This window comes from Rhodovulum sp. FJ3, from assembly GCF_032918305.1.
GTDB lineage: Bacteria > Pseudomonadota > Alphaproteobacteria > Rhodobacterales > Rhodobacteraceae > SAT37.
In genome coordinates, this window is sequence record NZ_JAWJUU010000002.1 from 617,100 (window position 1) to 637,198 (window position 20,099).

The window sequence follows — 20,099 nt, forward strand, 5'->3', positions numbered from 1 at the left end:
CCTAGAAAAAGTCGATCGAGACCTGCAACAGGCGCTCTACCTCGGGCACATCATCGGCCATGGTAAAGATCGCCACCACATCGCCCTCATCGATGCGGGTGTTGCCGGTGGGCTTGATCACCTGCCCGTTCTTTTGCACCGCGCCGATCAGGACGCCCTCGGGAAAACCGATGTCGCTGATCTTTTTGCCGGAGATGGGCGAGGTGTTCAGAACCTGTGCCTCAATAACCTCGGCCTCGGCGTCGCCGATGGAATAGACGCCGCGCACCCGCCCGTGCCGGATATGGCGCAGGATCGAACTGACCGTCGTGGCGCGCGGGTTGATGTAGGCGTCAATCCCGAGGGGCGCCATCAGCGGCACAAGGGACGGATCGTTCACCAGACAGATCGCCATGGGGCATCCCGCCGCCTTGGCCCGCACAGAGGCCAACAAGTTGGTTTTATCGTCATCGGTCACCGCCAAAATGGCGTCGGCACGGTCGATATTCGCCTCGGCCTGTAGGGCCGTGTCCATCCCGTCGCCATGCAATACAATGGTCCGTTCCAAGGCGTCGGCGGCGTTTTCGGCGCGCGCACGGTTCTTTTCGATGACGCGGGCGCGCATGCGTTTGGGCTGGGCCTCAAGCTCTTTGGCGACCGTCAGACCGACGTTGCCACCGCCCACAATCACCACGCGTTCCTGTTTGCGCGGGGCCTTGCCGAAAATCTCCAACGTCCGGCCCACATCGCCAGCCTCGGCAAAGACATAGACCTGATCGCCCGAGAACAGCTGATCCCCCGGCGCGGGCGCGAATAGGGTTCCCTCGCGACGGATGCCGACGACAATCGCGCGCAGGGTGGAAAACAGATCCGTCAACTGACGCAAGGGCGTATTCAGAACCGGACAATCCTCGCCAAGCTGAATGCCCAGCAACTGCGCCTTGCCGTCCATGAAACTTTCGGTGTCAAACGTGGTGGGCGCGGACAGGCGTTGTAGCGCCGCCTCGGCGACCTCACGCTCGGGGCTGATCACCACGTCGATGGGCATGTGATCGCGCCGGTAAAGGTCGGAATAGATCGCGGTCAGATAGGACTGGCTGCGCAAACGGGCGATCTTGCGCGGAATGGCAAAGACCGAATGGGCCACCTGACAGGTGACCATGTTGACCTCATCGGAATAGGTTGCGGCGATAATCATATCCGCGTCACGCGCGCCCGCACGGTCCAGAATATCTGGATAGGACGCAAACCCCGCCACCCCCTGCACATCCAACGTATCGGTCGCACGACGCACCAGATCGGCGTTGTTGTCCACTACGGTGACGTCGTTTTTCTCGCTGGCCAAGTGGCGGGCGATCTGCCAGCCAACCTGACCCGCGCCGCAAATAATGACTTTCATCAGGACATCCTAATTGCCTGTTTGACGTAGCTTTGACAGATGGGCCCTATGGGGTCAATCAAGCCTGTTCGGTGTCCGCATCGTCCTTGGTGTCAACGGTCGCAACGCGGGTGCCGGATTTGTTCGTGGTCACCACGCCCAGCGATTTCAGCTTGCGGTGCAGGGCCGAACGCTCCATCCCGACAAAGCTGGCGGTGCGGCTGATATTGCCGCCAAAACGGTTGATCTGGGTCAGCAGATATTCCCGTTCAAACAACTCGCGCGCCTCGCGCAGGGGCAAGGTCGCCAAGGCCCCATTTAGGGAAATCCGGCCTGTGTCCTCTTCGGGGGCGGGACCGGATTCGGGCAATTCGCGCGCCTTGATCGGGCCGCTGCCCTCGCCAAGGATCAGAACCCGTTCGATCACGTTCTTCAGCTGACGCACATTGCCCGGCCATTCCATGGTCTGCAGCAGGGCAATCGCGTCCTCATCCAGCTCGCGCAGCGGCAGGCCCTGATTGCGGTTGAACTCACCGATGAAATGGGTGGCCAGTTCCGGGATGTCCTCGCGCCGTTCGTCCAGTGCAGGCACCGCCACCGGAACCACGTTCAAACGGTGATAAAGTTCCTGACGGAAGGTGCCGTTCGCGATCTCGACATCAAGGTCCTTGGTGGTGCTGGAAATCACACGGATATCGACGTTGACCTTGGCCGTGCCGCCCACGCGGGTGAAGGACTGATCGACGAGAACGCGCAGGATCTTCGACTGGGTCCCTGCGGGCATATCCGCGACCTCATCGAAAAACAGAACCCCGCCGTTGGCCTGTTCCAGCAGGCCCTGTTCAACGCCGCCCTCGGGCGTTTCGCGTCCGAACAGGACATCTTCCATCCGGTCGGGTTCAATGGTGGCAGACGACACCGTCACGAACGGCCCGCTGGCGCGGTTGGAATTGGCGTGGATATAGCGCGCGGCGACCTCTTTGCCGACGCCCGCAGGCCCCGACAGCATCACGCGACCATTGGATTTCGTGACCTTGTCCAACTGCCCCTTAAGGGTTTTGAACGACGAGCTATTGCCGATCATTTCGCCCGACGCGGTGCCGCCGCGTTTCAACTCGGTGTTCTCACGGCGCAGACGCGAGGTTTCCATCGCCCGCCGGATCACGACCAGCAACTGGTCGATGTTGAACGGCTTTTCGATAAAGTCATAGGCACCCTGTTTGATCGCGGCGACTGCGATTTCGATGTTGCCGTGACCGGAGATGATCACGATCGGCACCTCGGGGTGGGTTTTCTTAACCTTGGTCAGGATGTCGATCCCGTCCATGTGGCTGTCCTTGAGCCAGATGTCGAGGATCATCAGCGCGGGCAGCTCGTCTTCGATCTGATCCATACATTCGGTCGCATTCGCGGCCAGACGTGTGGAATAGCCCTCATCCTGCAAAATATCCGCGATCAACTCGCGAATGTCGCGCTCATCGTCCGTAATTAGAATATCACCCATAAACCTGTCCCCTCTTACTATTGTGCCGCCACCGGTGTTTCCGGCGGCTTGGCCACGTCCGTCATCAAAGGCAGACGGATCTCTGCCATCGCGCCGACGTGGCTGTTGCCCTCAAACTGGGGCGCGTCCAGCAAGGCCAGCGTGCCCCCGTGTTCCTCGATAATCTTTTTCACAATCGGCAGGCCCAGACCCGTGCCCTTGTCCCGCGTGGTGACATAGGGCTCGAACAAGCGCGCCCGATCCTCGGGCAGGCCGATGCCGTTGTCCGCAATCCGGATCAGGGCCGAGGCCCCGTCGCGGTTCAGACTGACGCGAACGGTCGGTGCATACCCGTCGGCGTCGTGTTCCTGACGATAGGTCTCGGTCGCCTCGCCCGCGTTCTTGATCAGATTGGTCAGGGCCTGCGAAATCATCGTCGCATCAACCTCGGCCATCATGGCACCATCAGGCAGATCGCCGGTGATGGTGACTTCCGGTTGCCCCGCCTCTTGCAGAACCACCGCATCGCGCACCAGTGTCACGATATCCGCGTCCCGCCGATCCGGTTCGGGCATACGGGCGAATTTCGAAAACTCGTCCACAATGCGGCGCAAGTCGTTGGTTTGGCGCACAATAACATCGGTGAGCTGTTCCAAGGCATCTGAGTCGTCCCCAACCTTGGGCGCGAATTTGCGCCGGATGCGTTCGGCGGACAATTGGATCGGGGTCAGCGGGTTCTTGATCTCATGCGCGATGCGGCGGGCCACATCGCCCCATGCCGCCATCCGCTGGGCACTGACCAGATCGGTCACATCGTCAAAGGCCACCACATAGCCATCCAGTTCGCCCTCATCCCCGCGGCGCATCGCCATGCGGACCAGCAGGTTTTCCATCGCCCCGTTGCGTGACAGGCGGACCTCGCCCTGTGCGGCCTCGACATCGGTGGTCGACAGACGTTCAAACAGCGCGCCGAATTCCGGTACCGCAGCAGGCAGCGGCAGGGCCAGCGCGCCCTCGCCGTCCAGATCCAGAATACGTTGGGCCGAGCGGTTCAGGAATTCGATCTGCCCCTCCGCATCGACGCCCACAACGCCCGACGTGACCGAGCCAAGGACCGAGTCAAACAGGCGCTGACGCTCTTCAATCTGTTGGTTCTTGGCCAAGAGCGTGCTGCGCTGGCGTTTCAACTGGCGCGTCATCTGGTTGAACATACGCCCGAGGACGGCGATTTCGTCATCGCCCTCTTCCTCAATCACGCGCACATCCATGTCGCCCGCGCCCACGCGTTGCGCCGCGCCGGCCAGACGTCCGATGGGTCGCGACAGACGTTCGGCAAACCACAGACCCAACCAGATCGAGGCAAGGATCAGGATCACCGCAAACCCGATATAAAGAAGGCCGAATTCGAACAGGATGCGCCCGCGCTCATTCTCAAGCTGTTGATAGAAGCGCGCGGTCGCCTGAGTCTCGTCCAGCAGGTTCAGGAAGGTCCCATCCACGCCGCGCGAGATCAACAGATAGCGATCCACATAGGCCGACAGCCGCACCAGCGCGCGGAATTCGTTGTTGACCCAATCCTCAATCAACACGGTTTCACCGGCGTTGGCGCGGGTCAGATCGTCCTCGGACGGCTGCTCATAGTCGAACAGATAGGACCCCTCGCCCCGCGCGCGGATGGTTCCGGAGGAATCGATGACATAGGCCTCTTTCAGCCCGCGTTGAACCTGAGTCTGACCGGCCGTCAGAACGCGGCGGACATCCCCGTCACTTAGGAAAAACGATTGATTACGCGCGAGGTTCAGGTAGGAGGCCAGTGCCTCACCGTCTTCAATCAGATCGGCACGATGTTCGGCGGTATAGGTTTCCGCGACCTCCAGAGACGTGCCGACAACCGAGCGCACACGATCCGAGAACCACCCCTCAAGGCCCGTGTTCACCGTTAAACCGGCAAAGACCGCAACCGTCACCGCAGGGACAAGGGCGATCACGGCAAAGACACCGGTCAGACGCAGGTGCAACCGTGATCCGGCGGATTTGCGACGCCGCGCCGCGATCATCTGCGCCACGCGCATCAGCACCAGCGAGGCCACCATCAGCACATAGACCAAGTCCGCCAGCAGCACAGCACGCAGCCACACCGACGACGCCCCCTGATCAAGGGGCCCAAGCAATAGCAATGTCAGGATCGCCAAGACCGGACCAAGGATCACCAGACCCAAGGTTGCAGCGTTTTGCACACGCCGCTGACGACGCAATCGCATCGCCTTGTTCCAGGTCGCGCTCCGCGCAGGGCCTCGCACTACCGCCTCACCATGTTGCGCCGCTTTGCGCGGCAACCGCCAAATTTTGTTGGGGTCCCGTGGCGGTGATACAATCGCGCCACAGTCCCTGTTGCGGTTTTACATCAATTTGCGGCGGCGTGTCACGCGAATATCGAGGTCTGTAATCTTCTTGCGCAGGGTATTTCGGTTGATGCCCAGCAAATCCGCGCATTTCGCCTGATTTCCGCCGGTCGCATCCAATGCGATCTCGATCAGAGGCATTTCAACCTCACGCAGAATCCGCGAATAGAGACCCGGCGGCGGCAAAACCCCACCATGCAGGTCGAAATAGCGGCGCAGGTGTTTGTTGACCGACGACGAGAGCTTTTCGCCCTCTCCACCACCGACCAGCGGTTCGATCTCGGGCTGGCTGCCCAGAACCGATTCCACCTCGGCGCGGGAAATCACCTCTTCGGACGAGGTCACGACCAGACGGCGGATGGTGTTTTCCAACTGACGCACGTTGCCGGGCCAACTATAGGCGCGGACCAGTTCCATCGCATCATCTGCAAACCGGCGCAGGGTCAGGCCATCACGTTCCGCGCGGGCCAAGAAGTGATCCGCCAACAGCGGGATGTCATCCACGCGTTCGCGCAGGCTTGGCACATTCACGGTGACACCGCCCAAACGATAGAACAGATCCTGACGGAAATGCCCCGCCTCCATCCGTGCCATCAGATCGGTCTGCGAGGACGCCATGATGCGCGGGGAATTGTCGCCAAACCCGTCTAGCATCCGCACGATACGCGCCTGCGCCTCGGCATCCAGATCGCCGACCTCATCAAACAGGATCGAGCCGCCCTTGGCACGGGCCAGCAATTCCGACGGGCCATCCATACCGGCCAGATCGGCGGCGGTGGCGGTCACAAAGGGCGAATTGCGCCGGTCGGAAAAGTCGTGGATCGCCTTGGCGATCAGGGATTTACCGGTGCCCGATTCCCCCGTGATCAGCACCGCCAGATCGGTGTTCATCACCCGCGCAACCAGACGATAGAGCGCCTGCATCTGCGGAGTGCGCCCCACCAGCGGCAGGTCGTCGGTGTTCTCTGCTGCGATCGGTTCGCTGCGCGGTGTCGGTACGGGTGCCCCGCCCGTGGCCGACGGCGCACGCCGCTTGCTTTCCAGTGCCCGCGCGGCCCGTTTCATCAGGTCCGGCAGGTCAAAGGGTTTTGGCAGGTAATCATAGGCCTCGGCCTCGGCGGCCTGAATGGCGGTCATGATGGTGTTTTGCGCCGAGATCACAATCACCGGCAGACCGGGACGTTCCATCCCGATTTTTGGCAGCATCTCAAGGCCGTTACCGTCCGGCATGATCACATCCGAAATGACCAGATCGCCCTTGCCCTCTTCGACCCAGCGCATCAGCGTCATCAGGGAGGAGGTCGCGTGCACCTTACAGCCCGCCCGCGTCAGGGCCTGCGTCAGAACCGTCCGGATTGTGCGGTCGTCATCGGCGACAAGTACTGTACCATCCATAGTGAATTACTCCGAAGTCTTGGGGGCAAGAGGAAGTGAGATGCGGAACGTCGTGCCCGCGGACGAGCTATCGACGGCGACAAGGCCATCGTGCTCGGAAATGATTTTGGACACCAAAGCAAGGCCAAGGCCCGTGCCGTTTTCGCGTCCGGAAACAAAGGGTTCAAAGATATCGCTGGCGATTTCGCTGGGCAGACCGGGACCGTTATCGATGATCTCGACCTGCAACGGAACGCCCACACCCGACCCGTCATCCAGACGCCGGCGCAGCGAGTGGTCATAGAAGGTGCGGATGCGGATTTCATCGCCCGTGCCGGTCCGCTCCATCGCCTCGGCGGCGTTTTTCAGCAGGTTCAGGAACACCTGCAACAACTGGTCCCCGTCCGCATAGGTCGCGGGCAGCGAGGGGTCATATTGTTCAACCAGACGCACACCGGCGGCAAAGCCCACTTGGGCCGAGCGGCGCGCGCGATCCAACAGGTCATGCAGGTTGATCGCCTTGCGCTCGGGCGGGCGCAGGTTGCCGAACTGTTCAACCTGATCCAGCAGTTTCACAATCCGGCGGCTTTCGGCCACGATCAGATCGGTCAATTCCAGATCCGCCGCGTCCAGACCCATCGACAACAGTTGGGCCGCGCCCGTGATCCCCGCCAGCGGGTTCTTGATTTCATGGGCCAGCATCTCGGCCATGCCGATCGCGGATTTCGCCGCGGATTTGGACGATTGCGCGCGCTCTAGCCGGTCCACGATGTTGCGCGGCGTGATCAGGATCAGGACCGTGCCCTCATCCTCATCCACGGGGGCGATTTGCAGGGTGGATTGCACCGGCGCACGCCGACGGCTGGCCACGTTTGATTCATTGACGACCAGTTCCGCCTGATTGTCCCGCACCTTGTCCAGCGCATCGGTCAACAGGATGTCGGTCTCCAGCCGCTCCCAGATCGGAACGCCGGACAGGGCCTTTTGCGAACTGACCAGAAACTGTTCGGCCGAGGGGTTCACCTGCAAAATGCAATTGGCGTCATCCACCAGAATGGCGGGCATCGGCAGGGCCGACCAGATCACATCGTCCAAGGGTTTCGCGTTCATGCCGCCACCCCATGCGCAGGATCAAGCGCCTCGGGGATCAGGGACAGGGTCGTGTCCGGATCGGTTTCGGTCAAAACGCGCTGACGCAGGGCGGCGGGCGTGTGTGCCTCGTCCATGTACCAGCCCAGATGCTTGCGCGCGACGCGGTTGCCGAGGGCCGCGCCGTAAAACGAAATCATCGCACTATAATGGTCCTGCACAATGCGGATCAGGTCATTACCCGTGGGCGCATCGGGCACATCCGCGCCGGTCAGCTCCGCCGCGATCTGGGCCAACACCCAAGGCCGCCCCTGTGCGCCGCGTCCGATCATGATGCCGTCCGCACCCGATTGGGTAAGAGCCGTTTTTGCCGTGTCATGATCCACAATGTCACCGTTTGCGATGACAGGAATATCAACGGCCTGTTTCACATTTGCGATGGCCGCCCAATCCGCGCGCCCCTTATAGAACTGACAGCGCGTGCGCCCGTGGATCGTCACCATGGCAATGCCGCTGTTTTCCGCGCGCTTTGCCAATTCCGGCGCGTTCATCAAATCATCATCCCAGCCAAGGCGCGTCTTCAGGGTTACCGGCACGCTGACCGCCCCCACAACCGCATCAATCAAGGTCAACGCATGGTCCAGATCTCGCATCAGGGCCGAGCCGCTATAGCCATTGACGACCTTTTTCGCGGGACAGCCCATGTTGATGTCGATGATGCGCGCGCCATTGGCCTCAACCATGCGGGCGGCCTCGGCCATCCATTCCGCGTCACGACCGGCCAGTTGGACAGAGGTGTTCGCAACCCCGAACCCCAATTCCGCACGTTCGCGCACGCCGGGCTTGGCCTGAACCATCTCTTGGCTTGCGACCATTTCGCTCACCACAAGGCCCGCGCCGAAGGACGACACGAGCGTGCGAAACGGTAAATCCGTGATGCCCGCCAAAGGTGCCAGAAATACGGGCGGGCTGAAGTTCAGGTTCGCCACTTGAATGGCCAATTGATTAATCCTTGTGCGTTTCACAAGGGATTTACGCGACAGCAACCACAATGGCAAACCATGCTGCCGCAAAATTACTCATCAAACACATACTGCACATTATTTAATCATTAGGCCCGCGAAAAACTGCCCCATTGCCCTGCGCTTTGGCAACGCATACACGGAACGGGTCATAAAGAGAGAACCATGAGGACCAGCGCACTGATCGTTGCGGCGGGACGCGGCACCCGCGCAGGGGGCGAAATTCCCAAGCAATACCAGCCCCTTCTGGGGCGGGCGGTTTTGTCGTGGACGATTGAACGGTTTGTGCGCCATCCCGCGATTGATGAGATTATCGTCGTTCTCCACCCCGAAGACGGGCATCTGTTCACAGAACACTGTTCAGATTGGGCAAATGACGTGATTCAGGTGGCTGGCGGCGCAACGCGCGATGCCTCTGTGCGGGCGGGTCTGAACCGCGTGTCCGGGGACCGCGTTCTGATCCACGATGGCGCGCGGCCTTTGGTGCCTGATCATGTGATCGACGGGGTTCTGCGCGCGCTTGACACCGCGCCCGGGGCCGCACCCGCCCTGCCCGTTTCCGATGCGCTGTGGCGCGGCGATCTGGGCCGCGTCCAAGGCCCCCAATCGCGCGAAGGTCTTTATCGCGCCCAAACCCCCCAAGGGTTTGATACCAAATCCATTCTCGCGGCCCACGCCAGCGTCACCGCCCCTGCGGCGGATGATGTCGAGGTCGCCCTTGCCGCTGGCCTGCCCGTTGAAATCACCGACGGCAGCGAGGACAACATTAAACTGACCTACCCCGGCGATTTCGCGCGGGCCGAGCGTCTGATAAAGGAGAGCACCATGGACGTGCGAACCGGTAACGGTTTTGATGTGCATAAGTTCACCGATGGCACCGCCGTCATCCTGTGCGGGGTCGAAATTCCGCACACCCACGCCCTGCTGGGTCATTCGGACGCGGATGTGGGCATGCACGCGGTGACGGACGCGATTTACGGCGCCCTTGGCATGGGCGACATTGGCCAGCACTTCCCGCCCAGCGACCCGCAATGGAAAGGCGCCGCCAGCCACATTTTCCTGAAACACGCCGCCGATCTGGCCCGCGAACACGGGTTTACATTGACACATGCCGATTGCACGCTGATCTGCGAGCAACCCAAGATCGGGCCGCACACCGGCGCGATGAAACAGGAAATGGCCCGCATCATGGGCATCACCCCCGACCGCGTCAGCATCAAGGCCACGACAAGTGAGACCCTTGGCTTTACCGGTCGCAAAGAAGGGATTGCCGCCATCGCGACGGCAACACTGGTCAAAGCATGAGCCGCATCATCGCCATCTTTTTCGGCGCAGGCCTGCTGCGTCCCGCGCCGGGCACATGGGGATCGCTGGCCGCGCTGATCGTCGGCTGGGGGATCGAACGCTATCTGGGCTTTCCGGCGCTTGTGATCGCCTTTGTGGTTGCGACCATCGCGGGCTTTTGGGCCTGTGAGGCCGAGCTGCGCGACCGCCCCGGCGAAGACCCCTCCGAGATCGTGATTGATGAGGTTGCTGGCCTGTGGCTGGCCATGTTATTCCCCGCATTCGGGTTCTGGATGCGCGACATGTCGATGGTCTGGCCCGGTCCGGTGGCGGCGTTCCTGCTGTTCCGCCTGTTCGACATCTGGAAACCGTCCCTCGTCGGACGCGCAGATCGCCGCCATGACGCCAAGGGCGTGATGCTGGACGATCTCTGGGCTGGTGTGTTCGCGGGCGTTTGCACCGTGATCTTGGCCGTCATCTATCACGTGATCATTCTGTGAGCGCGGAGGCGCATATCGCTCTGGCCACCGACCTTTTGGCCCGCGCCCGCGCCGCCGGTGTCATGATTGCCACCGCCGAAAGCTGTACCGCAGGCCTGATCGCCGGTGCGATCACGGAAATCGCCGGATCCTCGGCGGTGTTCGACCGTGGGTTCGTCACCTATACCAACGCGGCCAAGGTCGACATGCTGGGCGTTTCCCCCGCCACCCTAGACGCCCACGGCGCGGTCAGCGAACAGGTCGCCGCCGAAATGGCAAACGGCGCGCTCGCCCGCTCAGACGCCGCCATCGCTGTCTCTGTGACCGGCATCGCAGGCCCCGGCGGATCGGAGTTCAAGCCCGAGGGCCGCGTCTGTTTCGGCCTTGCACACGGGGGCACGACACAGACCGAAACCATTGATTTCGGCCCGCTCGGACGGTCGAACGTGCGCGCGGCGACGGTGGAACATGCCCTGTCCTTGCTGATCAACGCCATTCCTGCCTGACTCTATTTCGCACAGTTTTTGATCAGAACAGGGTTCAATCCGCCCATTGTGGCATCGTTTTTAGTTTTGTCGTATTTTTAATCGTTATTTTTCGCACTCGCCCCTTTCCTGCGCCCTTTAAAAACTGTCTCTGCCCAAAAACCTATCAGAATGGGAAGGAAGGGATTATGGTCGGAGCGGATACCGCGTGGATCATCGTGGCCACGGCGCTGGTGCTGTTTATGACATTGCCAGGGCTGGCTCTGTTCTACGGGGGCCTAGTGCGCGCCCGTAACGTGCTCAGCGTGTTTATGCATTGTTACGCGATTGCCTGTTTGATGAGCGTGCTGTGGTTCGCCTTTGGCTATTCCATCGCCTTTGGGGACGGAAACGCCTATTGGGGGGGCTTTGGCAAGATGTTCCTCGACGGGATCACGGCGGACACCGTGTCGGGCACCCTGCCCGAGGTTCTGTTCTTTGCCTTCCAGATGACCTTTGCCATCATCACCCCCGCCCTGATCGTCGGCGCCTATGTCGAACGCATCGGGTTTGGATTCGTGCTGGTCTTCTCCGGCCTGTGGATGCTGCTCTGCTATGCGCCGGTGACCCACTGGATCTGGGGCGGCGGCATGCTGTCGGATGGCGGTATCTTTGGCGACACGGGCGTGCGCGATTTTGCGGGCGGCATCGTGGTGCACGAAACCGCAGGTCTGGCCGCAATCCTGATCGCCGTCTTCCTTGGCCCGCGCAAGGACGCTACCAAACCGCCCCATAACCCGGGCTATGTCATGATCGGCGCCTCGATGCTCTGGGTCGGCTGGTTCGGCTTTAACGGCGGCTCGCAACTGGCCGCAGACGGCGGTGCAGCCATGGCCCTGACCGTCACCCACCTGTCGGCGGCCACCGCATCCCTGACATGGGCCCTGTGGGAAAAGCTGAAATACGGCAAGGCCTCGCTGGTTGGCATCGTCACCGGCACAATTGCGGGCCTCGCCTCGATCACCCCCGCCTCGGGCTTTGTCGGCCCGGTTGAGGCCCTGATCATCGGCGCCGTCGCGGGCATCCTGTGCCAAGAGGCGGTCAACCTGATCCGGAACAAGCTGAAAATCGACGACACGCTGGACGTCTTTGCCGTCCACGGCGTCGGTGGCATCTTCGGCACGATCATGATCGCGGCCTTCGGCGCGGGCAGCTGGACCGCCCAACTCGGCGGCCTTGCGATCGTCGGCATCTTTACCGTTGTCGTCACTGTGGTCCTGATCAAACTGGTCGCCCTGATCACCCCCCTGCGCGTCAGCGAAGAGCAAGAGTTCAACGGCCTCGACATCACCGCCCATGGTGAGAGCGCCTACGACCACGTCTCCTAAGCACGCCAACCGAAAACACGATGACGGCCGTCCACCATGGGCGGCCGTTTGTCTTTCATCTTGGCCCAAATACTCAAAAAAACCGCGCCACAGGCACGCGTTAATGCAGGGTGAACTCCCCCACCACATTGCGCCATTCCCCGGGCGAGATCAGCTTGCGATGCGTAAACCGCACCGAATGCAACGGCCCCTCAATCTCACGCTGCCAGAACTCGATAAAGTCAAACAGGCGCGGATGATCCGGCGCCAAATCGTACTCTTGCCAGATAAAACTGTTCAGAACATGCACATAATCCGGCATGTGATAAAACAGCTCGGCCGTGGTCAGCCCATAGCCCTTGAGCATCAGTTCGGTCTCGCTCATCTCCATGATCACCTCCGTTCCGATCTCTCCTCCCTGCAATCAGGGTGCCACATCCGGAATTTTTGTCAAAAAGATCAACGCACAAGCCCCGTTTCACCCCCCTATCCGCACTCATTCACACGCGGCCATTGCACCCAAGATGCGGGATAAGATATAGTCGGTCCAACAATATATAGAGACGCGTCAACAGGCTGGAAAAAACGTGACCGATACGCCGCAAACACCTGAAAACGAAGACGAAAACGGCCCTCAGCGCCCTGTGCACGACGGACCTGTAATTTCCATCGAAGAGGAAATGCAGAACTCGTTCATGGATTACGCCATGTCCGTGATCGTCAGCCGCGCGATTCCGGACCTGCGCGACGGCCTAAAACCTGTGCACCGGCGCATCCTTTATACGCTGTGGGAAAACGGCCAGACCCAGAACAAGGCCTACCGCAAATGCGCCACCGCCGTCGGTGACGTCATGGGCCGCTATCACCCCCACGGGGACAGCGCGGTTTATGAATCGCTTGTGCGGATGGCACAGGATTTCTCGATGTCGGTGCCGCTGATCGACGGTCAGGGCAACTTTGGCTCGATGGATGGCGACCCCGCCGCGGCCTATCGTTACACCGAAAGCCGTCTTGAAAAGGTCGCGGAACAGCTTCTTGTCGATATCGACAAGGACACGGTGGATTTCGTTCCGAACTATGCGAACGAACGTAATGAGCCCACGGTTCTACCCGCGCGCTTTCCGAACATGCTGGTCAACGGGGCCGAGGGCATCGCGGTCGGTATGGCGACCCGCATTCCGCCCCACAACCTGGGTGAGGTGATCGATGCGACGCTGGCGCTGATCGAAAATCCCGATCTGGATTCGGCGGACCTGATGGAATACATCCCCGCCCCCGATTTCCCGACCGGCGGCATCATCCTTGGCCGCAGCGGCGCGCGCAAAGCCTATCTTGAGGGCCGTGGCTCAATCATCATCCGCGCCAAAACGCGGATCGAGGAAATCCGCAAGGACCGCTACGCGATTGTCTTGGACGAAATTCCCTATCAGGTGAACAAGGCCAATATGATCGAAAAGATCGCCGAACTGGTCCGCGATAAGAAACTCGAAGGCATCAGCAGCATCCAAGACGAATCCGACCGCGTCGGCGTCCGTGTTGTGATCGAGCTGAAGCGCGATGCCACGCCCGAGGTCGTCCTGAACCAGCTGTTCCGCTTTACCCAAATGCAGACCAGCTTTGGCGCGAACATGCTGGCGCTGAACGGCGGTCGTCCGGAACAGCTGACCCTGCGCAAGTTTCTGACGGCATTCATCGACTTCCGCGAAGAGGTCGTCGCGCGCCGCACCGCCTTTGAACTGCGCAAGGCCCGTGATCGCAGCCATATCCTCTGCGGTCTGGCCGTGGCCGTGTCCAACGTGGATGAGGTCGTCGCGACCATCCGTGCCTCTGCCGATCCCGCCGAGGCGCGCGAGAAACTGATGACGCGCCGCTGGCCCGCCCATGACATCGCCGAATACATCCGTCTGGTCGATGATCCGACCCACACGATCAACGACGATGGCACCTATAACCTGTCCGAAACTCAGGCCCGCGCGATTTTGGAACTGCGCCTGCAACGCCTGACCGCGATGGGCGTCAAAGAGGTCACGGATGAGCTGCAGGAACTGGCGGCGAAAATCCGCGAATACCTCGACATCCTGCGCTCGCGCGAACGGATTCTGGAAATCATCGGCACCGAACTGAGCGAGGTGCGCGAGCAATTCGCCGTGCCCCGTCGCACCCAGATCGTCGACTGGTCCGGCGATATGGACGATGAGGACCTGATCGAACGCGAAGACATGGTCGTGACCGTCACCTCGGGCGGCTATATCAAACGCACCCCGCTGGCCGATTACCGCGCCCAACGTCGCGGCGGCAAGGGCCTGTCTGGCATGGCCACCAAGGAAGAGGACGTCGTCACGAACCTCTTTGTGGCCAACACGCATACGCAACTGCTGTTCTTTACGACGGACGGCATGGTCTACAAGCTCAAGACATGGCGCCTGCCCCAAGGGGGCCGCACGTCCAAGGGCAAGGCCATCGTCAACATCCTGCCGATCCCCCAAGGCGTGTCGATCGCGGCCATCATGCCCGTTGATCGCCCCGAAGAGGAATGGTCGGACCTGCAGATCTTCTTTGCGACCAGCGCGGGCGATGTCCGCCGCAATGCCCTGTCGGATTTCACCAACGTCAAATCCAACGGCAAGATCGCGATGAAACTGCCCGAGGACGTCAGCCTTGTGAACGCGCGCATTTGTACCGAAGAGGACGATGTGATGCTGGTCACCACAGGGGGCCGGGCGATCCGCTTCCCCACGACCGAGGTCCGCGTGTTCAAGGGCCGCGATTCCACCGGTGTACGCGGTGTGCGTCTGGGCGATGGCGACACGGTGGTGTCGATGGCCATCATCCGCCACTTTGAGGCCACCTCGGAAGAGCGCGCCGCCTATCTCAAACAACGTCGCCTGATCGCCGGTGCACCGGATGAGGGCGCGGATGCCGATGAGGACGCCGTCGAGGCCGGTCAACTGTCGCCGGAACGCTATGCCGAAATGTCGGCGGCCGAGGACCTGATCCTGACCATCACCGCCGGCGGCGCGGGCAAGCTCAGCAGCAGCCACGACTACCCCGTACGCGGACGCGGCGGCCAAGGCGTTCAGGCCATCGACAAGGCGATGCGCGGCGGCAAACTGGTGGCCAGCTTCCCCGTCCAGATGGACGACCAGATCATGCTGGCGACCTCCAAGGGTCAATCGATCCGCTGCCCTGTGGACGGGATTTCGTTCCGCTCCCGCTCGGCCGGTGGGGTGCGCGTATTCAACACGGCGAAGGGCGAAGAGGTCGTTTCGGTCGCATGGATCGCCGAACAAAACGACGAGGACGAGGCGGTGGATCAGGCCGAAACCTAAGCCACAGGTGCCAAATCCGCTGAAATCTCAAACGGGTCGCCCTTGGGCGGCCCGTTTTCCTTTTGGTTAACGTCACACCTGAAACGCGCACGTTAACCATCTGTTAAACTAAAACTTTATTCAAATCACCGCACAGACCTATTTTGCCTCATAACCTGATGAGGCCGCCATGAAACTCGCCATTCCCTTACTGATCGCCCTAAGCACACTGGCCCCCGCCGCCCACGCCCAGAGCAGCCTTGGCCTGACCTTTGCCACGCTCGGCGTCTCCACCGATGATACCAGCGACAAGACCGCCCAAGCACAGGCCGACGTCGCCATCACGCCCTTCCATGGCCTTCAGGGCGACCTTGGCCTCAGCCAATTCGCGGACACCGAAATCGGATATATCGCCGGTCACCTCTATCTGGCCCCCGAACCCGGTCAGAAATACGGCTTCTTCGCCGCCTATCGCGACATCAACGACACGGCCAGCACCCTTCTGGATCTGGGGATTGAGGGCACAATCGACCTGACGCCCGATCTGGCCCTGACGGCCCACGCGGGTGTGGGTCAGGTCGACGATCGCAATCTGGACTATGTGTTTGCGGGTGCCGGTCTTGGCTGGCGCGCGTCGGAAAACCTGTGGCTGACCGCTGATCTGTCGGGCGTCGACATCGACCAGATCGGCCTACAATCCACCGCCGCCACCCTGCGCGTCGCGGGCCAATATGACATCCCCAAAAGCGCGATCAGCCTGACCATGGGCGCCGCCCATAGCCGGTTTAGCGGCGACCTCTCGGGCAGTGAGGACCGGTTTTTCCTCGGCCTCACCGTAACCCTTGGCCAATCGGCGGCCTCGGCCCGCACGCGGCCCCTGAACGCGCCCGATCCGCTGGCCCCCTATTGGCGCACAGGCCGTCTGCGCCCCTAAAAATCACGCGCCGCGGCCACGGAAACATCTTTCCCTTTGGCCGCGCGTGTCCTAAATCGCCCCCATGGAAAACACATTGCACATCATCGGCGGCGGCATGGCCGGATCCGAGGCCGCATGGCAGGCCGCACAGGCCGGCGTTCAGATCGTCATCCACGAAATGCGCCCCACGGTCGAAACCTTTGCGCATCAAACCGGCAATCTGGCGGAAATGGTCTGTTCGAACTCGTTCCGTTCGGACGATGACGAACAGAACGCGGTCGGCCTGCTGCACTGGGAAATGCGACAGGCGAATGGGCTGTTGATGGAAATGGCCGACGCGCATCAACTGCCCGCTGGTGGTGCGCTTGCCGTGGACCGCGATGCGTTCTCTAATGCGGTAACCGAGCGCCTGCGCGCCCACCCGAACGTCCGTGTGGAAGAGGGTGAAATCACCGACCTGCCCACCGACGGGCACTGGATCATCGCGACCGGTCCCCTGACCTCCGGCGCGCTGGCCCAAAGCATCCGCGCCGAAACCGGTGCCGACAGCCTTGCGTTTTTCGACGCCATCGCGCCTATCGTTTACACCGACAGCATCGACATGTCGCAAGCGTGGTTCCAATCGCGCTATGACAAAGGCGACACCGAGGAAGAGCGCAAGGCCTACCTCAACTGTCCGATGACGCGCGACCAATACGACGCCTTTATCGACGCCCTCTTGGCCGCCGACAAAACCGAATTCCACGAAGGCGAAACCGCGGGCTATTTCGACGGCTGCCTCCCGATTGAGGTGATGGCCGAACGCGGGCGCGAAACCCTGCGCCACGGCCCGATGAAGCCCGTGGGCCTGACCAATCCGCATCAGCCCGACGTAAAACCATGGGCCGTGGTGCAGTTGCGCCGCGACAACGCGCTGGGGACGCTGTTCAACATCGTCGGCTTTCAGACCAAGATGAAATATGGCGCCCAAACCGAAGTGTTTCGCACCATTCCAGGTCTTGAGAACGCCAGTTTCGCACGCCTTGGCGGCATTCACCGCAACACCTTTATCAATTCGCCCACGCTGCTGGATGATCAAATGCGCCTGAAATCGCGCCCGAACATCCGGTTCGCGGGGCAAATCACCGGCGTTGAGGGCTATGTCGAAAGCGCCGCAATGGGCCTCTTGGCCGCGCGTTTGGCCATTGCGGAACTCACAGGCAAGACCCTGCCGCCGGTTCCGGCCACCACCGCCACCGGTGCGCTCGTCACGCATATCACCGGCGGGGCCGAGGCCAAGACTTTCCAACCGATGAACGTGAACTTTGGCCTCTTCCCACCGGTTGAGGGCCTCAAGGGCGGTCGTCGCGGGCGCAAGGACCGGTACAAGGCCTATACCGACCGCGCCAAGGCGGATTGGACGGCATGGCTGGCGGGGTGATCCCCGTCACGCGCTTTGCCCCGTCCCCGACCGGGCTTTTGCATTTGGGTCACGCCTATTCGGCTCTTTTGGCGTTCAAGCAGGCAAAATCGCAAAACGGGACCTTCCTACTCCGGATCGAGGATATCGATCAACCGCGCTGCAAACCCGAATTCGAACAGGCGATCTATGATGATCTGGCGTGGCTGGGCCTGACATGGCCCACACCCGTCATGCGTCAATCGGACCGCCGCACGGCCTATGACGCGGCGCTCAAACGCCTGACCGACATGGGCCTGACCTATCCGTGTTCCTGCACCCGTGGCGACATCCGTGCCGCGCTCAGCGCGCCGCAAGAAGGCGCGCGCATGATCGGTCCCGACGGCCCGATCTACCCCGGAACTTGCCGCGACCTACCGCCCCGCGCGCCAAAAGACACCGACGCGATCCGCCTGAACATCGCGCGCGCGGCCGAACGCCTCGGGGACCAAAACCTGATCTTCACCGAAACCGGCCCGATCCACACCGGCACGCATGACATCGACCTAAGCACCCTGCCCGACACCGTCGGCGACATTGTCCTCGCCCGCCGTGACATCGGAACATCCTACCATATCGCGGTCACAGTCGATGACGCGGCCCAAGGTGTGACCACAGTCACCCGCGGCGCGGACCTTTTCGCGGCCACCACGGTCCATGTGCTGCTGCAACGGCTCCTTGGCCTCCCGACCCCGACCTATCACCACCACGACCTGATCCGCGATGACGCTGGCAAACGTCTTGCCAAACGCGATGACGCCCGCGCTATCGCCAAATACCGCGCGGACGGCGCCGCCCCCGCAGACATCCGCGCGCTGGTCGGGCTCTAACCCGCCCTCTTCATCTTGGCAAAAATACTCGCGCCGCAGGCGTCACTCGCCCACCATCGGCGCCATCAGTTCGATCTCTTCCCCATCACGCACCGCCGTGTAAAAACAACTGCGCCGGTTCGTGTGACAGGCGGGGCCGGTCTGACGCACCACCATCAACAGGCAATCGCGGTCACAATCGACGCGTAAATCCACCAGTTCCTGCACATGCCCGCTGCTTTCGCCCTTGATCCAGAACGACTGACGCGAGCGCGACCAATAGGTCACCCGACCGGTCTCAAGCGTGCGCGTGACGGCCTCGGCATTCATCCACGCCATCATCAACACCTCGCCCGCCTCGTCCTGCGCAATCGCGGGGATCAGGCCATTGGCATCAAACTTTAGTGTTGTTACGTCGAACCCCATATCGGCTATCCTTTGCAAATCTGCTGTGGCGCATTATCTACGCATCAGACGTCAAAAAGGAAATGGCATGAGCGCGGAAACAGACCTGATCAAGCTCTACTCGGCAAAGATCCTCGAACTGGCCGCCGACATCCCGCATGTGGGCAAGCTGGACAATCCGATGGGCCATGCCAAAAAGCGCGCGCCGCTCTGCGGTTCGACCGTGTCGGTAGATCTGCGTATGGAAAACGGCGCGATTTCCGACTTTGCCCAAGACGTCAAAGCCTGCGCCTTGGGTCAGGCAAGCGCCTCTGTCGTCGCCGCCTCGGTGATCGGGCGCAGCCGCGCCGAAATCCAGACCGCCCGCGATCAGCTGAAGGCGATGCTGACCGACAACGGTCCCGCGCCCGCCGCGCCGTTCGATGGTCTGGCCGTGCTGGAACCCGCGCGCGAATATCGCAACCGCCATGCGTCGATCCTGTTGTGCCTTGATGCGACATTGGCCGCGATGGACGCCGCCGAAAGCCCCGTTTCGGCCTAACGCCCCCCCACATCCGCGCATAAAAAAACGCGCCTGACTGGGTCAGGCGCGATAGGTATTACCGTGGGGTCGCGCGATCCGGGGACAGCCGGATCATGGATGGGGACAGGCGTCAGATTGGGACATGTGACGCATGGCGACCCCGTGGCACAGGCAGTGAACAGGTAACGGGCCCTAGAGCAGCCCCGGAATGTGCAGGCCAACCACCAACATCACAATCAACGACGTCGCACCCAAGGCATCTTGGACCAAGGTGGGACCGGCACGCAGGCAAATGTCTTTCAGATCGTTCAGCATGGCGAAAACCTTACTCATTCGTTTCTGTTGCCACTTTGTTCTCATTTTGGAAACCATCTGTAAA

The 20,099-nt window shown here is 61.4% G+C and carries 18 protein-coding genes; 9 read left to right on the top strand and 9 right to left on the bottom strand.

Annotated elements, in window-relative coordinates:
* Position 1: 1 nt before the first annotated feature.
* The 6 genes from trkA to dusB form a co-directional block, all read right to left on the bottom strand.
* Entirely contained in the window at positions 2 to 1,378 is a 1,377-nt protein-coding gene (gene trkA, locus R1W00_RS08080) for a Trk system potassium transporter TrkA (RefSeq protein ID WP_317262215.1), read from the bottom strand.
* Between the two features lie 58 nt (positions 1,379 to 1,436).
* Positions 1,437 to 2,861, bottom strand: coding sequence for a sigma-54 dependent transcriptional regulator (locus R1W00_RS08085; protein ID WP_317262216.1), 1,425 nt, complete (start codon positions 2,859 to 2,861; stop codon positions 1,437 to 1,439).
* Between the two features lie 17 nt (positions 2,862 to 2,878).
* The gene (locus tag R1W00_RS08090) at positions 2,879 to 5,101 is read right to left on the bottom strand and encodes a PAS domain-containing sensor histidine kinase (protein ID WP_317262217.1); all 2,223 of its coding nucleotides are present in this window, start codon (positions 5,099 to 5,101) and stop codon (positions 2,879 to 2,881) included.
* 138 nt (positions 5,102 to 5,239) lie between these two features.
* Positions 5,240 to 6,637: a response regulator gene (locus tag R1W00_RS08095; protein ID WP_317262218.1), complete on the bottom strand. Its 1,398-nt coding sequence runs from the start codon at positions 6,635 to 6,637 to the stop codon at positions 5,240 to 5,242.
* 6 nt (positions 6,638 to 6,643) lie between these two features.
* Positions 6,644 to 7,726 carry a two-component system sensor histidine kinase NtrB gene (locus R1W00_RS08100; protein ID WP_317262219.1) on the bottom strand — a complete coding sequence of 361 codons (1,083 nt, stop codon included), beginning with the start codon at positions 7,724 to 7,726 and terminating at the stop codon, positions 6,644 to 6,646.
* Positions 7,723 to 8,706, bottom strand: a complete 984-nt coding sequence (dusB, locus tag R1W00_RS08105; RefSeq protein ID WP_317262220.1) for a tRNA dihydrouridine synthase DusB — start codon at positions 8,704 to 8,706, stop codon at positions 7,723 to 7,725. The genes R1W00_RS08100 and dusB overlap by 4 nt, the downstream gene beginning before the upstream one ends.
* 186 nt (positions 8,707 to 8,892) lie before the next feature.
* On the opposite strand from dusB, the gene R1W00_RS08110 reads away from it, so the two are divergent.
* The 4 genes from R1W00_RS08110 to R1W00_RS08125 all read left to right on the top strand — a co-directional run bounded on the left by R1W00_RS08110 (position 8,893) and on the right by R1W00_RS08125 (position 12,342).
* Positions 8,893 to 10,032: a bifunctional 2-C-methyl-D-erythritol 4-phosphate cytidylyltransferase/2-C-methyl-D-erythritol 2,4-cyclodiphosphate synthase gene (locus R1W00_RS08110; RefSeq protein WP_317262221.1), complete on the top strand. Its 1,140-nt coding sequence runs from the start codon at positions 8,893 to 8,895 to the stop codon at positions 10,030 to 10,032.
* Positions 10,029 to 10,511 (top strand): phosphatidylglycerophosphatase A, encoded by a 483-nt coding sequence (locus tag R1W00_RS08115; protein ID WP_317262222.1) that lies wholly within the window; start codon positions 10,029 to 10,031, stop codon positions 10,509 to 10,511. Before R1W00_RS08110 ends, R1W00_RS08115 begins: the two co-directional genes overlap by 4 nt.
* Entirely contained in the window at positions 10,508 to 10,996 is a 489-nt protein-coding gene (locus R1W00_RS08120; RefSeq protein ID WP_317262223.1) for a CinA family protein, read from the top strand. The genes R1W00_RS08115 and R1W00_RS08120 overlap by 4 nt, the downstream gene beginning before the upstream one ends.
* Positions 10,997 to 11,163: 167 nt before the next feature.
* Positions 11,164 to 12,342: an ammonium transporter gene (locus tag R1W00_RS08125; protein WP_317262224.1), complete on the top strand. Its 1,179-nt coding sequence runs from the start codon at positions 11,164 to 11,166 to the stop codon at positions 12,340 to 12,342.
* Between the two features lie 100 nt (positions 12,343 to 12,442).
* Here R1W00_RS08125 and R1W00_RS08130 read toward each other — a convergent pair whose 3' ends face one another.
* Positions 12,443 to 12,712, bottom strand: a complete 270-nt coding sequence (locus R1W00_RS08130; protein ID WP_317262225.1) for an usg protein — start codon at positions 12,710 to 12,712, stop codon at positions 12,443 to 12,445.
* A 196-nt stretch (positions 12,713 to 12,908) separates the two neighbouring features.
* Between R1W00_RS08130 and gyrA the strand changes: the two genes are divergently transcribed.
* The 4 genes from gyrA to gluQRS all read left to right on the top strand — a co-directional run bounded on the left by gyrA (position 12,909) and on the right by gluQRS (position 18,813).
* Positions 12,909 to 15,650: a DNA gyrase subunit A gene (gyrA, locus tag R1W00_RS08135; RefSeq protein WP_317262226.1), complete on the top strand. Its 2,742-nt coding sequence runs from the start codon at positions 12,909 to 12,911 to the stop codon at positions 15,648 to 15,650.
* A 169-nt stretch (positions 15,651 to 15,819) separates the two neighbouring features.
* Positions 15,820 to 16,563: a hypothetical protein gene (locus R1W00_RS08140; RefSeq protein WP_317262227.1), complete on the top strand. Its 744-nt coding sequence runs from the start codon at positions 15,820 to 15,822 to the stop codon at positions 16,561 to 16,563.
* Between the two features lie 64 nt (positions 16,564 to 16,627).
* Entirely contained in the window at positions 16,628 to 17,965 is a 1,338-nt protein-coding gene (gene trmFO / locus R1W00_RS08145; protein WP_317262228.1) for a methylenetetrahydrofolate--tRNA-(uracil(54)-C(5))-methyltransferase (FADH(2)-oxidizing) TrmFO, read from the top strand.
* The gene (gluQRS, locus tag R1W00_RS08150; protein ID WP_317262229.1) at positions 17,950 to 18,813 is read left to right on the top strand and encodes a tRNA glutamyl-Q(34) synthetase GluQRS; all 864 of its coding nucleotides are present in this window, start codon (positions 17,950 to 17,952) and stop codon (positions 18,811 to 18,813) included. Before trmFO ends, gluQRS begins: the two co-directional genes overlap by 16 nt.
* Positions 18,814 to 18,855: 42 nt before the next feature.
* Here the strand turns inward: gluQRS and hisI are convergent, their stop codons facing one another.
* Positions 18,856 to 19,218: a phosphoribosyl-AMP cyclohydrolase gene (hisI, locus tag R1W00_RS08155; protein WP_317262230.1), complete on the bottom strand. Its 363-nt coding sequence runs from the start codon at positions 19,216 to 19,218 to the stop codon at positions 18,856 to 18,858.
* Between the two features lie 67 nt (positions 19,219 to 19,285).
* Here hisI and R1W00_RS08160 point away from each other — a divergent pair, with 67 nt between their 5' ends.
* Entirely contained in the window at positions 19,286 to 19,738 is a 453-nt protein-coding gene (locus R1W00_RS08160) for an iron-sulfur cluster assembly scaffold protein (RefSeq protein WP_317262231.1), read from the top strand.
* Positions 19,739 to 19,912: 174 nt separating this feature from the next.
* Here R1W00_RS08160 and R1W00_RS08165 read toward each other — a convergent pair whose 3' ends face one another.
* Positions 19,913 to 20,053 carry a hypothetical protein gene (locus tag R1W00_RS08165; RefSeq protein ID WP_317262232.1) on the bottom strand — a complete coding sequence of 47 codons (141 nt, stop codon included), beginning with the start codon at positions 20,051 to 20,053 and terminating at the stop codon, positions 19,913 to 19,915.
* Positions 20,054 to 20,099 lie beyond the last annotated feature (46 nt).

What these genes read in the sequence shown, in the direction of transcription:
- trkA (WP_317262215.1), bottom strand. Translation starts at nt 1,378, where the DNA reads ATGAAAGTCATTATTTGCGGCGCGGGTCAGGTTGGCTGGCAGATCGCC.
- R1W00_RS08085 (WP_317262216.1), bottom strand. Translation starts at nt 2,861, where the DNA reads ATGGGTGATATTCTAATTACGGACGATGAGCGCGACATTCGCGAGTTG.
- R1W00_RS08090 (WP_317262217.1), bottom strand. Translation starts at nt 5,101, where the DNA reads ATGCGATTGCGTCGTCAGCGGCGTGTGCAAAACGCTGCAACCTTGGGT.
- R1W00_RS08095 (WP_317262218.1), bottom strand. Translation starts at nt 6,637, where the DNA reads ATGGATGGTACAGTACTTGTCGCCGATGACGACCGCACAATCCGGACG.
- R1W00_RS08100 (WP_317262219.1), bottom strand. Translation starts at nt 7,726, where the DNA reads ATGAACGCGAAACCCTTGGACGATGTGATCTGGTCGGCCCTGCCGATG.
- R1W00_RS08110 (WP_317262221.1), top strand. Translation starts at nt 8,893, where the DNA reads ATGAGGACCAGCGCACTGATCGTTGCGGCGGGACGCGGCACCCGCGCA.
- R1W00_RS08115 (WP_317262222.1), top strand. Translation starts at nt 10,029, where the DNA reads ATGAGCCGCATCATCGCCATCTTTTTCGGCGCAGGCCTGCTGCGTCCC.
- R1W00_RS08125 (WP_317262224.1), top strand. Translation starts at nt 11,164, where the DNA reads ATGGTCGGAGCGGATACCGCGTGGATCATCGTGGCCACGGCGCTGGTG.
- R1W00_RS08130 (WP_317262225.1), bottom strand. Translation starts at nt 12,712, where the DNA reads ATGGAGATGAGCGAGACCGAACTGATGCTCAAGGGCTATGGGCTGACC.
- R1W00_RS08140 (WP_317262227.1), top strand. Translation starts at nt 15,820, where the DNA reads ATGAAACTCGCCATTCCCTTACTGATCGCCCTAAGCACACTGGCCCCC.
- trmFO (WP_317262228.1), top strand. Translation starts at nt 16,628, where the DNA reads ATGGAAAACACATTGCACATCATCGGCGGCGGCATGGCCGGATCCGAG.
- gluQRS (WP_317262229.1), top strand. Translation starts at nt 17,950, where the DNA reads ATGGCTGGCGGGGTGATCCCCGTCACGCGCTTTGCCCCGTCCCCGACC.
- hisI (WP_317262230.1), bottom strand. Translation starts at nt 19,218, where the DNA reads ATGGGGTTCGACGTAACAACACTAAAGTTTGATGCCAATGGCCTGATC.
- R1W00_RS08160 (WP_317262231.1), top strand. Translation starts at nt 19,286, where the DNA reads ATGAGCGCGGAAACAGACCTGATCAAGCTCTACTCGGCAAAGATCCTC.
- R1W00_RS08165 (WP_317262232.1), bottom strand. Translation starts at nt 20,053, where the DNA reads ATGAGTAAGGTTTTCGCCATGCTGAACGATCTGAAAGACATTTGCCTG.